Source organism: Microcystis sp. M109S1, from assembly GCF_020247025.1.
Taxonomy (GTDB): Bacteria; Cyanobacteriota; Cyanobacteriia; order Cyanobacteriales; family Microcystaceae; genus Microcystis.
In genome coordinates this window covers 15,365-28,258 of sequence record NZ_JADBRW010000073.1, presented here as the reverse complement: position 1 = coordinate 28,258, position 12,894 = coordinate 15,365, and the positions used below count along the sequence as shown (strand labels likewise).

Annotated in this window: 11 protein-coding genes and 1 pseudogene; 4 read left to right on the top strand and 8 right to left on the bottom strand. The window is 43.8% G+C overall.

Annotated elements, in window-relative coordinates:
• Nucleotides 1-134: 134 nt before the first annotated feature.
• The 3 genes and pseudogenes from IM322_RS03575 to def form a co-directional block, all read right to left on the bottom strand.
• Nucleotides 135-521: pseudogene (locus IM322_RS03575) on the bottom strand (porphobilinogen synthase); the annotation flags it as partial.
• Nucleotides 522-637: 116 nt separating this feature from the next.
• Nucleotides 638-1,294: a GTP cyclohydrolase I FolE gene (gene folE, locus IM322_RS03570; RefSeq protein WP_286826555.1), complete on the bottom strand. Its 657-nt coding sequence runs from the start codon at nt 1,292-1,294 to the stop codon at nt 638-640.
• 424 nt (nt 1,295-1,718) lie between these two features.
• Entirely contained in the window at nt 1,719-2,297 is a 579-nt protein-coding gene (gene def / locus IM322_RS03565) for a peptide deformylase (RefSeq protein ID WP_287676238.1), read from the bottom strand.
• A gap of 84 nt (nt 2,298-2,381) precedes the next feature.
• On the opposite strand from def, the gene dnaA reads away from it, so the two are divergent.
• Nucleotides 2,382-3,716 carry a chromosomal replication initiator protein DnaA gene (dnaA, locus tag IM322_RS03560; RefSeq protein WP_286826557.1) on the top strand — a complete coding sequence of 445 codons (1,335 nt, stop codon included), beginning with the start codon at nt 2,382-2,384 and terminating at the stop codon, nt 3,714-3,716.
• Nucleotides 3,717-3,844: 128 nt separating this feature from the next.
• On the opposite strand, the gene IM322_RS03555 is transcribed toward dnaA, so the two are convergent.
• The gene (locus IM322_RS03555) at nt 3,845-4,795 is read right to left on the bottom strand and encodes a heme o synthase (RefSeq protein ID WP_287676239.1); all 951 of its coding nucleotides are present in this window, start codon (nt 4,793-4,795) and stop codon (nt 3,845-3,847) included.
• Between the two features lie 13 nt (nt 4,796-4,808).
• Nucleotides 4,809-5,729, bottom strand: coding sequence for a COX15/CtaA family protein (locus IM322_RS03550; protein WP_287676241.1), 921 nt, complete (start codon nt 5,727-5,729; stop codon nt 4,809-4,811).
• Between the two features lie 314 nt (nt 5,730-6,043).
• Between IM322_RS03550 and IM322_RS03545 the strand changes: the two genes are divergently transcribed.
• From IM322_RS03545 to IM322_RS03535, 3 genes are all read left to right on the top strand, one after another.
• Complete coding sequence (locus IM322_RS03545) at nt 6,044-7,009, top strand: cytochrome c oxidase subunit II (RefSeq protein WP_287078927.1); 966 nt, start codon at nt 6,044-6,046, stop codon at nt 7,007-7,009.
• A 29-nt stretch (nt 7,010-7,038) separates the two neighbouring features.
• Complete coding sequence (gene ctaD / locus IM322_RS03540; protein WP_287676242.1) at nt 7,039-8,715, top strand: cytochrome c oxidase subunit I; 1,677 nt, start codon at nt 7,039-7,041, stop codon at nt 8,713-8,715.
• Between the two features lie 132 nt (nt 8,716-8,847).
• Complete coding sequence (locus IM322_RS03535; RefSeq protein WP_286826562.1) at nt 8,848-9,471, top strand: cytochrome c oxidase subunit 3; 624 nt, start codon at nt 8,848-8,850, stop codon at nt 9,469-9,471.
• A gap of 321 nt (nt 9,472-9,792) precedes the next feature.
• Here the strand turns inward: IM322_RS03535 and IM322_RS03530 are convergent, their stop codons facing one another.
• The 3 genes from IM322_RS03530 to IM322_RS03520 all read right to left on the bottom strand — a co-directional run bounded on the left by IM322_RS03530 (nt 9,793) and on the right by IM322_RS03520 (nt 12,668).
• Nucleotides 9,793-10,155 (bottom strand): acyl carrier protein, encoded by a 363-nt coding sequence (locus tag IM322_RS03530; protein ID WP_004163872.1) that lies wholly within the window; start codon nt 10,153-10,155, stop codon nt 9,793-9,795.
• Nucleotides 10,133-11,932: an acyl-CoA dehydrogenase family protein gene (locus IM322_RS03525; protein WP_287676243.1), complete on the bottom strand. Its 1,800-nt coding sequence runs from the start codon at nt 11,930-11,932 to the stop codon at nt 10,133-10,135. The genes IM322_RS03530 and IM322_RS03525 overlap by 23 nt, the downstream gene beginning before the upstream one ends.
• 271 nt (nt 11,933-12,203) lie before the next feature.
• A complete protein-coding gene (locus IM322_RS03520) occupies nt 12,204-12,668 on the bottom strand; it encodes a Pycsar system effector family protein (protein WP_287676244.1) in 465 nt (154 codons plus the stop codon).
• Nucleotides 12,669-12,894: the final 226 nt, after the last annotated feature.

Below are 12,894 nucleotides of genomic sequence, written 5' to 3'. Positions count from 1 at the left end.
GTCAGTCTGTAGAGCGACCATAAGACCAGAACAGAGTAAATCTGTTAAGGCAGGTGCGAAAAATCCTTCGGGAAAGAAGCAGAAACCCAAATCGTGAGGTTTGGGAATCACCGTCCGTTTACGGCGGTGAGGATGTCAAGACCATAAATTGAAAAAGGATCAAGGGCAACATCGGTAATAATAATTATTTCAGGGACTTCTTTTTTAATCGCTTTCACTGTCCTTTGTACTAAACCATCGGGATTATAACTTTCTGTACCGAAATTATCTTTTTTATCTTCGGCAATCAGAGGGAAAAGAGCGATGGCATTAATGCCTAAATTATAAGCATTAACCACTTCTTTTAGCAATAAATCGAGGGAATAACGATAACAATCGGGCATAGAAGGAATAGCCACCTTTTGATTTTCTCCCTCCATGATAAAAACAGGATAAATCAAGTCATTAACGGTTAATTCGGTTTCACGAACAAGACGGCGAATCGCTGGAGTATAACGAAGACGACGGGGACGAATCAGCATGATAACGGCGAGTCAAAAATAAAAAGTAAACAGTAAATAGCTAGGTTTGCTCTAGTTTTTTGCTTAGGAAAAAACCGGGGATAGGACAATCAAATAATCCTGATCCCCCTGACTAATTAGTGAAAATCGGGACTATGACGAATCAAACTCATAAACTCTTGACGAGTCTTAGCAGAATCGGCAAAAATACCGCGCACGGCACTCGTAGAAGTCCAAGAACCGGGTTTTTGAACCCCGCGCATTACCATGCACATATGAGTCGCTTCAATCACCACAGCCACCCCTTGAGGTTGCAGTAATCCTTGTAAAGCATCGGCAATTTGTGCGGTTAAACGTTCCTGTACTTGCAGTCGTCTGGCGTACATTTCACAGATGCGGGCAATTTTCGATAAACCGATCACTTTCCCGTTAGGAATATAGGCAACATGAGCGCGGCCGATTATCGGTAAAATATGGTGTTCACAGGAGCTAAAAATATCGATATCTCGGATTAAAACCATCTCGTTAGCCTCCTCGTGAAAAACTGCCCCATTCAGCAATTCATCGAGGGATTGCTGATAACCAGAAGTGAGAAATTTTAGGGCTTTTACTACTCGTTTAGGAGTGTCTCGTAAACCTTCGCGATCGGGGTCTTCTCCTAATCCTAACAGCAGTGTTCGTACCGCTTGCATCATCTCGGCTTCCGATACCGGCGATTTAGGTTCGGTAATCACTTCGGGAAAGTGATTGTAGTCATCATTGTGGAAAATTGCTTTGGACTTAGCTAAGGTCATAGATATTTTTACAGACTCCAATAGTTAATTAATCGGCAAAGTTTTCTGATTTTACCAATTGTCAATAAATACCCTTTGCTAGAGTATTTATTTTTCTGGGCATCTAGACGATAACTAATGAAAGCTATCGGTTTATTTCCTCGTCTTTGGGTTTATCTCCGGTGCGGAAACCTGGAAAAATTGATTTTCCTAGTCACCGAAAAAGTCTTGAGTATCTCCCTAGTTAATTGAGGACAGAGTTCTACTGCATAATTAATTTATTTTGTCAAGTAGTTCATTTGTTTGCTAGGTTGGTTCCCTAGAATGATAATCGTTATCATTTTAACAAAAAATTTAGATTTGCCAACAAAAATTTTGTCGCCAGATAAAATAGTCCCGTTAAGTTATTTAACTTATTTTGAAGACATACAGAGATTTTGCGATTTTATCGCTTATATTCAGCAATATTACTGATTTTTTGGTATTCTTCCTCCGAGTATAAATCCGCCGGAGAAGCAAGGCGATCGAGAAAGAGGATTCCTTCGAGATGATCGTATTCGTGTTGAAAGATGCGCGCGACAAAATCCCTGAAAACTTGACGGATTTTGCGACCATTGCGATCGCAATAGTCCACCTCGATCCACTGATGACGGGGGACAAAACCGCGTAAATTGGGGACACTGAGGCAACCTTCCCAACCCTTGACCATTTCCTCGCTGACCCGCAAAATGCGAGGATTAATCACGGCAGTGGGTGGCATCATCGGAGCGTCCGGATAACGAGGATTGGGGTGAGAAGCAACGATAAACAGACGCAGAGACCGAGCAACTTGGGGCGCGGCGATTCCCACCCCGTGGGCAGCTTGCACGGTGGTAATCAGGGAATCGATCAAATTTTGACAGTCAGAATCGAGAAGATTATCGATCGCTGGTGCTTTTTGCTGTAGAATTGGATTTCCTAATTGGGTGATTGTTAAAACTTGCGTCATCTGTCTAAAGATTAATTGTTTAGCTCTGAAAATCATTTTATCGTCAGCGGAAAAATCTCGCTAAACTGATAAGGTTTCCCAGCAGCCGCACTAGATCAACTTTGTTAATCAAAATTAACCGTGGATAGCAGCGCCCAACAACTTTGGCATAATCTCCTAGAGCGTCTAAAATTACTATTAACCCGTCCCGCTTTCGAGACTTGGTTTCAAACAGCGACGGTTAAAGAATGGCAAAACAATCGCTTAGTAATTCAGGCTGCCAATCCCTTTATTCTTAACCATCTTCAGAAAAATTATCTGTCAACAATTGCCGAAGTAGTACAGGATATCGTCGGTTATCCCGTCGAGATTCAACTAACGGCACAACAGGGCGATTCGATCGCTATTTTCCAGCCTGACACTAGCTTAGAATCAGAATTATCCCCCGGTAATCAACTTAACCCTAAATATAATTTTTCCCGTTTTGTTGTCGGGCCAACTAATCGCATGGCCCACGCGGCTGCTTTAGCGGTAGCGGAATTACCCGGACGCGAATTTAACCCGCTTTTTCTTTGTGGTGGAGTGGGATTAGGGAAAACCCATTTAATGCAAGCGATCGGTCATTATCGTCTGGAATTATATCCCCAATCCAGGGTTTCTTATGTATCGACGGAACAATTTACTAATGATTTAATCACTGCTATCCGTCAAGATAGTATGGAAAGTTTTCGTAATCATTATCGCCATGCGGATATATTATTAGTGGATGATCTGCAATTTATTGAAGGAAAAGAATACACTCAAGAAGAATTTTTTCATACCTTTAATACCCTGCACGAAGCGGGAAAACAGGTGGTTTTAGCCTCCGATCGCCTCCCCAAACAGATTCCCAGTTTACAGGATCGTTTAATTTCTCGCTTTTCTATGGGATTAGTCGCCGATATCCAAGCACCGGATATCGAAACTCGCATGGCAATTTTACAAAAAAAGGCCGAGTACGAAAATCTGCGTCTCCCAAGAGAAGTTATCGAATATATTGCCGTTAATTATACTTCTAATATTCGCGAATTAGAGGGGGCATTAATCCGGGCTACTACTTATATTTCTATCTCTGGATTGCCGATGACGGTAGAAAATATCGCGCCGGTTTTAAATCCACCAATGGCCAAAATTGCCACTTCTCCTGAGATTATTATGGCGGTAGTAGCAGAAAAATTTCAACTCTCGATCGCCGATCTAAAAGGAAATTCCCGCCGACGAGAAATTAGTTTTGCCCGACAGATTGGGATGTATTTGATGCGTCAACACACGGATTTAAGCTTACCGCGCATTGGCGAAGAATTTGGCGGTAAAGATCACACCACTGTTATTTATAGCTGTGATAAAATCAACCTTTCCCAACATCAAGATCGACAATTACAAGAAATCTTAGCCCAACTAATCGAGCGAATTAACTCCCTTAGTCGCAATCAGTAGTCGGGAAGTGGGGTTTTTCAGTGATCAGTGATCAGTAAACATTGAAAAGACACTAGGAAACTGCTATTTAATACTGCTCACCTAAAACTCACATCTGATAACTGATAACTGATAACTGATAACTGAGATTAACTACAGGAGAATAAACTGGCAATTGTAGCGAGGAGACGAGAGGTCATGGGTAAACTATCGATCACCATAGCTGTACATAATAACATCATGTAAAGAATGGAATATTTAAACAGCGATCGAGCGATGTCCCGATCAAAAGGATTCTGTTTTAATCGCCAAGCTTTTTTCAGGAAAACAAACCCTAAAATTAAAGCCACTACACCATAGACCACACCACAGGCAGCCAAGGGATAAATCAGGAGGAAAGTGAAAGGAACGACGATTAAAGTATAGAGCCAAATCTGCTCGCTAGTGGCTTCTTCCCCTTTAACTACGGGCATCATCGGGATATCCACTTCTGCATAATCATCCTTGATCATTAAAGCCAAAGCCCAAAAATGGGGAGGAGTCCAAAGGAAAATAATTGCGAATAAAATCCAAGGAATCCAACCGAGATCGCCCGTTACTGCCGCCCAACCGACTAGGGGAGGAATCGAGCCAGCCGCGCCACCGATAACAATATTTTGGATACTATGACGCTTGAGCAGATGGGTATAAATCAGCATATAAAATGCGATGCCGGTCATTGCTAAAAATCCGCTCAAAGTATTGACAAAAAAGACAAAAAGTGCTAGGGAAAGGGAGGCTAAAACGAGGGCAAAAATGAGGGCGTGGAGGGGTTGCACGCGACCGGAGGGGATCGGACGGGCGCGGGTGCGAAGCATGGTGTGATCGATGTCGCGATCATAGATGCAGTTTAAGGTTTGAGCGGCGGCGGCGGCGAGAGTGCCACCGAGGAGGGTAAGAAAGAGTAAGAGGGGGGAAACCTGGCCTTTAGAGGCGATTTCCATAGAAGCGGCCGTGGTAATCAGCAGTAGAGGAATAATTCGCGGTTTAGTGAGTTGATAATAACTTTTAGCGACTTGTAAAAAATTATCGTGGTGGCGAAGGGCTTGAGTTCCAGTCATCGTGATTAAATCCTTAGAGATGGCTTATAGGAGCGAAAGAACGATCGCGAAGGGCGAAAGTGGTAAAAGCGACGAGGGTTCCCACCAATAGCGCACCGATGCTGTGGTGGGTAATGGTTAAGGGTTCCACCTGTAGATGCAGTTTCAGGGTGGCAACGCCTAAAAACACCTGTAGGGCGACTAATCCCCCGGCGCTAAAAGCTAGTTTTTTGAGGAGAGGATGGATAGCGGCAATTCGCCAAGCGAAGAAAACTAGGGTTAACACCGAGATAGTGGCGGGAAAAACCCCGATAATGTGGCTATTCATCACGGTGCAGAGTTGGGAAACCGTTAAACACTGATGGGCAGCCCAACGGGAACCGACGAGACCGCCGAGGAGACATTGCAGATAAACTAGACCGGTGGCGACCATTCCGAGCCAAGTTAGTTTCCCGACTGTACCTGTGGGACGGTAGGGAGTCAGACAGATAGCAATGACGATTAGGGTAGCAAAAAAGAGCAAAGCTGTGCCTAAATGGGCGGTTACGATGTCAAATCGCAGTAATTGGGTCACGGTTAATCCTCCCAGGACTCCTTGCAGGAGAATTAAAGCCAAAGCAGCGATCGCAGAGGGGAACAGCCAAGGGGGAAGATGGCGACGATACCACCAAGACAGACCGACGAGAGCGAGCGTACTAAACCCGATCAAAGAGGCATCGAGACGATGAAACCACTCCAGAAATACCTGTAGATTCATCTGCTGACTGGGAATCCATTGACCGTAACACAGAGGCCAATCGGGACAAGCTAAACCGGCGTTCATAACTCTGGTGGCAGCACCCACCACCATCAGGGCGAAAGTAGCGATCGCAATTTTCCAGACTAAGCGGCGCATCCACACCTGAATATTGCCGGTTTCTCTTAGGGGTGTCGGGTTAAAAACAGATTCGGTCATCGGTTTGCCTGTTCTCAAGGAGTCTGTCATCAAAGATCATGGCTTTGTTTGCCAGTTAGTTATCACTGTGAATGAGTTTTTTTACGACCGGTAAAACCTTTTAGATATTCTTTAGATTTCTGGCCATTTCCGTTACATTTGTTTACATAAACTCAGAATAAAATATAAAAATTAGTGATTTTAAATACTTTCCCTGAAAACGATCCCAAAGAAAAGATAAAATTCTCAGAAGATGCTGGTTAAATTTCCCATCTATAGGGGAATCATGTTTTAGCCTTGAATAAGTAGGCACTATTGAAAATATTGAAAAGACCGTGAAAATTCCCAGCAGTATCCTGACCCTTGTACTCGGGATCGCCTTGACCTTAATTAGTCTCTGGTATGGCCAAAATCATGGCTTAATGCCCGTGGCAGCTTCCGAAGATGCCAAGGAAATAGATAGTATCTTTAATCTGATGATGACCATCGCCACGGGACTATTTTTAATAGTTGAAGGCGTGATCGTTTATATAGTGATTCGCTTTCGTCGCCAACCGGGGGATCAAACCGACGGGCCGGCAGTGGAGGGCAATGTCCCCCTAGAAATCTTCTGGACAGCCATCCCGACGGTAATCGTCTTTATCCTTGCCGTCTATAGCTTCGAGATTTATAACAATATCGGCGGTCTTGATCCCTTGATTTCCAAGGGTGACAAAGGAGAAATCGCCCACCACGGTCATCACCACGGCACGATGATAGCCCTGAGCGGCGATCGCAGAGTAGCCCTAGGTATCGGCAATTCCTACGATGGTGAAGGAGTTCCCCCCCTAGTGGTCAATGTTAAAGGTATTCAATACGCTTGGATCTTCACCTATCCCGAAACTGGCATTGTTTCCGGGGAACTGCACGCTCCCGTCAATCGCCCCGTGCAACTGAATATGGAAGCGGGAGATGTGATCCATGCTTTCTGGGTTCCCCAATTGCGTCTAAAACAGGACGTTATCCCCGGACAAGAAACGGTGTTATCGTTCACATCCAATCAAATTGGTCAATATCCGATCATTTGTGCGGAACTTTGCGGGGCCTATCACGGTGGCATGAAATCTAGCTTTGTGGTTCACTCCCAAGCAGATTACGACCAATGGGTGCAGGATAACACAATCGCTGAAGTTGACAGCGATCAAACCGTAGCCATGACCGCTAAAGATCGCTCTGATAGTCAATATTTGACCCCCTACACCGAAGAAATGGGCATCGACGCTGAAATCCTCGCCCAAGTTTCCCATCAGCACCAAATGTAATTTTTCTTGTCATCTAAAATCTTGGCATTATGACAGCATCAACGGAAATAACCACCCCAGCAACCGTTCCCGAGGTGATCCATCACCGCAAGTGGACAGATTACTTTACTTTCTGCACCGATCATAAAGTTATCGGTATTCAATATCTGGTGACTGCCTTTCTTTTCTTCTTTATTGGCGGTGCTTTCGCGGAAGTGCTGCGGACAGAATTAGCCACTCCCGACCCCGATTTCGTCTCCCCAGAACTATATAACCAATTTATGACCATGCACGGAACGATCATGATCTTTCTTTGGATCGTTCCGGTTGGGGCAGGTTTTGCCAATTATCTCATTCCCCTGATGATTGGGGCCGAAGATATGGCTTTTCCTCGTCTTAACGCTGTGGCTTTCTGGCTTAATCCCCCCGGCGGGCTGCTATTATTATCCAGTTTCTTTGTCGGCGCTCCCCAGTCCGGTTGGACTTCCTACCCACCTTTAAGCTTAATTAGCGGCAAATGGGGGGAAGAATTGTGGATTTTGAGCCTTTTATTGATCGGGACTTCTTCGATTTTAGGCTCGATTAATTTTATCACCACGATCCTGAAAATGCGGATTCCTGAGATGGATTTGTACAGTATGCCGCTATTTTGTTGGGCAATGCTGGCCACTTCGACTCTGGTACTGCTTTCCACACCCGTTCTTGCTTCTGCTCTTGTTCTCTTGTCCTTTGATTTAATCGCTGGCACGAGCTTTTTTAATCCTGCCGGCGGCGGCGATCCGGTGATTTATCAGCATATGTTCTGGTTTTACTCCCATCCTGCTGTTTATATCATGATTTTGCCCTTTTTCGGCACGATATCAGAGATATTACCGGTTCATGCGCGTAAACCGATTTTTGGTTATCGAGCGATCGCCTATTCCAGTCTCACCATCTGTTTCTTGGGTTTAATCGTTTGGGCCCACCATATGTTCACCAGCGGCACCCCCGGCTGGTTACGGATGTTTTTCATGGCGGCAACTATGTTAATCGCCGTTCCCACTGGCATTAAAATCTTTAGTTGGTGTGCCACTCTTTGGGGGGGTAAACTTAGTCTCAATACGTCTTTGTTATTTGGGATCGGTTTCCTGTCTTCCTTCCTCATCGGTGGTTTGACCGGGATTATGTTGGCTTCTGTTCCCTTCGATATCCACGTCCACGATACCTATTTTGTCGTCGGTCACTTCCATTATGTACTATTTGGTGGTACGGCAATGGCCCTCTTTTCTGCCGTTTACCATTGGTTCCCGAAAATGACCGGACGGATGTATAACGAGACTCTCGGTCGTATCCACTTTGTTCTCACTTTTATCGGTTTGAATTTAACTTTCATGCCGATGCACGAATTGGGATTATTGGGTATGAACCGTCGTATTGCTCTGTATGATGTGCAGTTTCAGGATTTAAATGTTCTTAGTACCGCAGGAGCTTATATTCTCGGTATATCGAGTATTCCCTTTGCTATTAATATGGTCTGGAGTGCCTTTAAAGGTCAACCCGCCGGTCGTAATCCTTGGCGCGCTTTAACCCTAGAATGGCAAACCTCCTCTCCCCCAATTATCGAGAATTTCGAGGAAATGCCGATTCTTTGGTCCGGCCCCTACGATTACGGTATTGATATGGAGGAATCAGAAGCAGCGGAATCAGTACAAGATATCCTCGCCGAAGTGGGCTCCGAATCCCAATAATCAGTTATCAGTTATCAGTTATCAGTTATCAGTTATCAGATGTGAGTTTTCAGTTCACTGATTACTGTTTACTGTTTACTGATCACTGAAAAAAAGCTCCCCGTCTCCCGTGTAAACTAAGGACATTCAATCATGCAAGGTTCAGCGATCAAAGATTCTCAACTCTCTGTCAATTATCATCAAGAAACGGTGGAACACGGACATCATGGCCACCCAGATCATCGCCTATTCGGTTTGGTTTTGTTTCTAGTGGCGGAAAGTTCCATCTTTTTGGGCTTATTTACCGCTTTCTTGCTCTACCGTACCATGTTACCCGTTTGGCCTCCCGCTGGCACACCAGAATTAGAATTAACCCTACCGACAATTAACACGATTATTCTGGTGTCCAGTAGTTTTGTTATGCACATGGGACAAAAAGCCATTAAACAAAACAATAACGCCGGTTTACAATTTTGGTTCGGTATTACTGCCCTGATGGGAATTATCTTCCTTTGTGGTCAAGGATACGAATATAGTCACGCTGAATTTGGTCTCAAAACTAATGTTTTTACCAGCGCTTTTTATGCCTTAACCGGATTCCACGGTCTCCACGTTACTTTTGGTTTAGTGCTAATTCTATCTGTCCTCTGGCGTTCTCGTCAAAAAGACCACTATTCTAGTCAATCTCATTTTGGTGTGGAAGCGGCAGAATTATACTGGCATTTCGTCGATGTGGTCTGGATTATCCTGTTTTTACTGGTGTATATCTTGAGCTAATTTTTGTTATTTATTCAGAGAAAAGGGCGCTCAATTGATCGCCCTTTTTTGTATATTTCAATTTATAAGTAGTCGTACAAAATAAATTTCCTAGTGGTGAGAGGGAACTCCGGAACTGCGGAACGGGCAACAGAAAAGAAATACAGCGATTGTTGCTTTACGGAAAAATGGGTAATTAATTTTGTTTAGGTACTTAGCAATTCCTATACTGGTGAGTAGAGAACAGAGCCAATTGATAACTAATATAGGTGGGTTACGGCGAATACTAGATAATTTTCCCTAGCATAAATTGTCGTCGCCTAACCCACCCTACACCTAAAATTAACGACGACCGAATAAACTCCAACCTTTGCCACCACTAACGGCCGGTTCGGCTTTTTCAGCGACGGGGGCAACTTCTGCGGGGGTTTCCTCACCGGAAAGATTAGAAAGATCGTAGTTTTCTACTAGGAAAAGAGACGCTTTTTCAATAGTAGAATGATCCCAGAAAAGGGTAGAAGGTAACTCTTGACCAACCCAATCTTCTAGATCACCCACCATCGTTACCGCATCGATCGAATCTAAACCATAACGAGTTAAAGGTTCAGTCACATTAATCGTTTTTGCATCCAAAGATAACTGATCGGCTAACTGTTTAACTAACCAATTTTGTACGAGATTATTAAGATTGGAGTTGGAGTTCATGGGTTTTTTCCTCGGTAGTTTGTGAATGGGCTAATTGAAAAGGCACGATCGAAAAATGTTGATTTTCCCGATATAATTTCAGCAATTCTTGGGCAACATTTTCTATATACACCTCAGATAGAGTGTAAGGCAGCGGCCGCAGAGTTCGCAGTAATCGGTATAAACTCAACACCAACCATTCCCCCTGGGCAAAAAATTCACCCAAGATGGAACGATTATAAAGCCAAGTGTGTAAACAAGCGGAAGCAGCGTGTAAAGTACAGTATTTCTTGGCAATCTCGAACAATTCGGGTGATTGGTCGTGACCATACTCGAATTTCGATTGACTAATCTGTTCATCGTGAGCATTTAGTTCCTCTAAAACTAAATTACCCAACATCAACAGATTTTCTAATATCTCTGCGTCCACTTCGTCAGAATTTTTCAATCCCTCGAGCATATCAAGGGCAATCTCTAAACCCTGTAGGGAATCATCCATTCCCCGGCCAAATAATTCTAAATTATTGGGTTCAAAGGGAGGAACTGACTTTTCTAGGCTAAAAATCGCCTCTAAACGGGTTTTTAACGCCGACATCGTGCGCGAGTTGCCTTTAGCCCGATATTTGGTTAAAGGACGCAATTGTAGGATTAAAGCATGAAGATTGACGATCGAACTGCCGTCAAACATACTGATAATCGAATTATCCCGCAGTAGCTTCTGGAAGATGCCGAATTCGTGTTCTTCTCGCATATAAAAACGCGATCCCAACACCACATAAACACTATTAACCATCTCCTCCAGACGGACAGTAACAAAATATTTTACCACCGAAGCCCAGACGCTAAACTGTTCGGGGATAATATGAAAACCTCTTGCGGCCGGAATCGTCTCGCAATCACAAATAAGGATGTCAAGGAAAGCATCGACGAGAGTGCGCCGGGGTTGGGGCAAATCCATCACAGTTTTGTGATAAATTACCCGATTAACGGCAAAACTGAGGGTAGTTCTTAAAGCGGTATCGGCTGCCCCGTGGGAAAAAGCAGCGCACAACATCCGGGTAATCTGGAAACCTTTCAGAGCTAATTCTAAACCGTCTCCCTCCTCCCGTAAACGCATGGAATCGGGGACGAAACAATCCTTAAAACCAATGCCACTCATATCCGAGGCACGCACGCCATGGGTGTATATTTTCGGCAAATTATAGTATTTTTCGGGGTCTAATTGCCGTTTATCTACCATAAATAGGGTTAAACACTTCGGCCCGCCGTTAGCATCGGTTTTCGCCAAAATAAAGGAAACTCCAGAGATAGTCGCCCGGTTAATCGGCCATTTCTCCCCATTGAGAATATAACCTCCTTCCACCTTCGTCGCGGTCAGATCACCATTGATCAGATCGCTACCGTGTTCCTTTTCCGAGTAACCCAGACACATCGCCCCATAGTCATCCATGATAAAACGGGCGAGCTTCTGTTTCTGTTCTGGGGTTCCCGCCATCCAGTTTAAAAACGACCAGAATAGGGTAGTAAAAGCGATACCGATAGTTTGATCCCGTCGGGAAAGTACCCGCACAAAAGCGACAAATTCCTCAAAAGAGGTAAATTCACCGCCGCAATCGGTGGGAATGTAGTAGTGTTGGAGTTTCCAGTCGTATAACCAGCGAATTTCCTCGTGGGGAAATTCTTCGCTCTCGTCAATTTCGATCACCCGCTTGTAGGATAGAGGATTATCAGGATTGAGAGGATCGCCTAAGTCTTTTTCCAGTGCTTCAGCAGTCCAGTATTGCTTAAGCTTTTTCATAGTGCCTCTAGGACAGATACAATGTGTTTTTCGTCAATGCCTTCGGTTAGAAGACCCGACCATTCACAAAAATTAATGACCATTCTAGACGTTTTGCTGTAGAGTAGCAACAATTTTTAATTTCGCCTTTACCTTAAATGGGGTAAAATCCGCCTTGTAGCAGTAATTATGCCCAAATTGAGGTGATTAAACCGCCTTAGTTAAGGGGGTGTTAGACCGATGGGGGTGGGATATTAGCATGGGGGAGAGTGCTAGACTGCGGGGAGCGGTTCTAAAGCTTTTGTAACACAGGAATTGAAATAGTTAGAATCTCATCTAATCCCAACAAAATAACTGCTGATGCTATTGCTCGGATAGACCAATCTAATCTACTTGCCTTTATGTCCCGGATATCATTTAAGACCAACAGTGTTTCTTTTTCTAGATATTTAATTAGAGCTTTCATATAATTTTCTTCTTCAATAAGATTCCACTCATCTTCGAGTAATTGTTCTGGTAAAATAATTTTGCCACCAATTGATGGCCATAAACCCCATAAAGCAATGGCAATAGCAGTGATTATTAAAATATAAGCACTCAATTTCATTAAATAGCAAAACAGGCAAGGATAAGTTGAATTGACAGATGTAGCAACTACGGCATAGCCGGGTAGGTCTTTTCCAAAATTTACCAAAACACCACTGAGAGTTAGAACTATGGCAAGTTTTGTGTTTATCTTATCGATACTTTCATTCACAACCTTTATAGAACTTAAAGTATAATCATAGGTAAGCTTAATGTTAGTCTTGTTCGAGGTGCTCAAAATGGCAGAAAAACCACAAAACCAAAACCCGGTTCAACCCCCAACCCAGCCATCACCCCCTCCAGTCCCACAAAACAGTTTACCAAAGGTTGATCCTTCTAAGACTATCAGTTACAGGCAAGATGGTGCAGATCACAGAAAAGCAAAAAAATAGTGCGAT

What these genes read in the sequence shown, in the direction of transcription:
- IM322_RS03550 (WP_287676241.1), bottom strand. Translation starts at nt 5,729, where the DNA reads ATGACCGAATCTGTTTTTAACCCGACACCCCTAAGAGAAACCGGCAAT.
- folE (WP_286826555.1), bottom strand. Translation starts at nt 1,294, where the DNA reads ATGACCTTAGCTAAGTCCAAAGCAATTTTCCACAATGATGACTACAAT.
- IM322_RS03530 (WP_004163872.1), bottom strand. Translation starts at nt 10,155, where the DNA reads ATGAACTCCAACTCCAATCTTAATAATCTCGTACAAAATTGGTTAGTT.
- def (WP_287676238.1), bottom strand. Translation starts at nt 2,297, where the DNA reads ATGATTTTCAGAGCTAAACAATTAATCTTTAGACAGATGACGCAAGTT.
- IM322_RS03535 (WP_286826562.1), top strand. Translation starts at nt 8,848, where the DNA reads ATGCAAGGTTCAGCGATCAAAGATTCTCAACTCTCTGTCAATTATCAT.
- IM322_RS03525 (WP_287676243.1), bottom strand. Translation starts at nt 11,932, where the DNA reads ATGAAAAAGCTTAAGCAATACTGGACTGCTGAAGCACTGGAAAAAGAC.
- ctaD (WP_287676242.1), top strand. Translation starts at nt 7,039, where the DNA reads ATGACAGCATCAACGGAAATAACCACCCCAGCAACCGTTCCCGAGGTG.
- IM322_RS03555 (WP_287676239.1), bottom strand. Translation starts at nt 4,795, where the DNA reads ATGACTGGAACTCAAGCCCTTCGCCACCACGATAATTTTTTACAAGTC.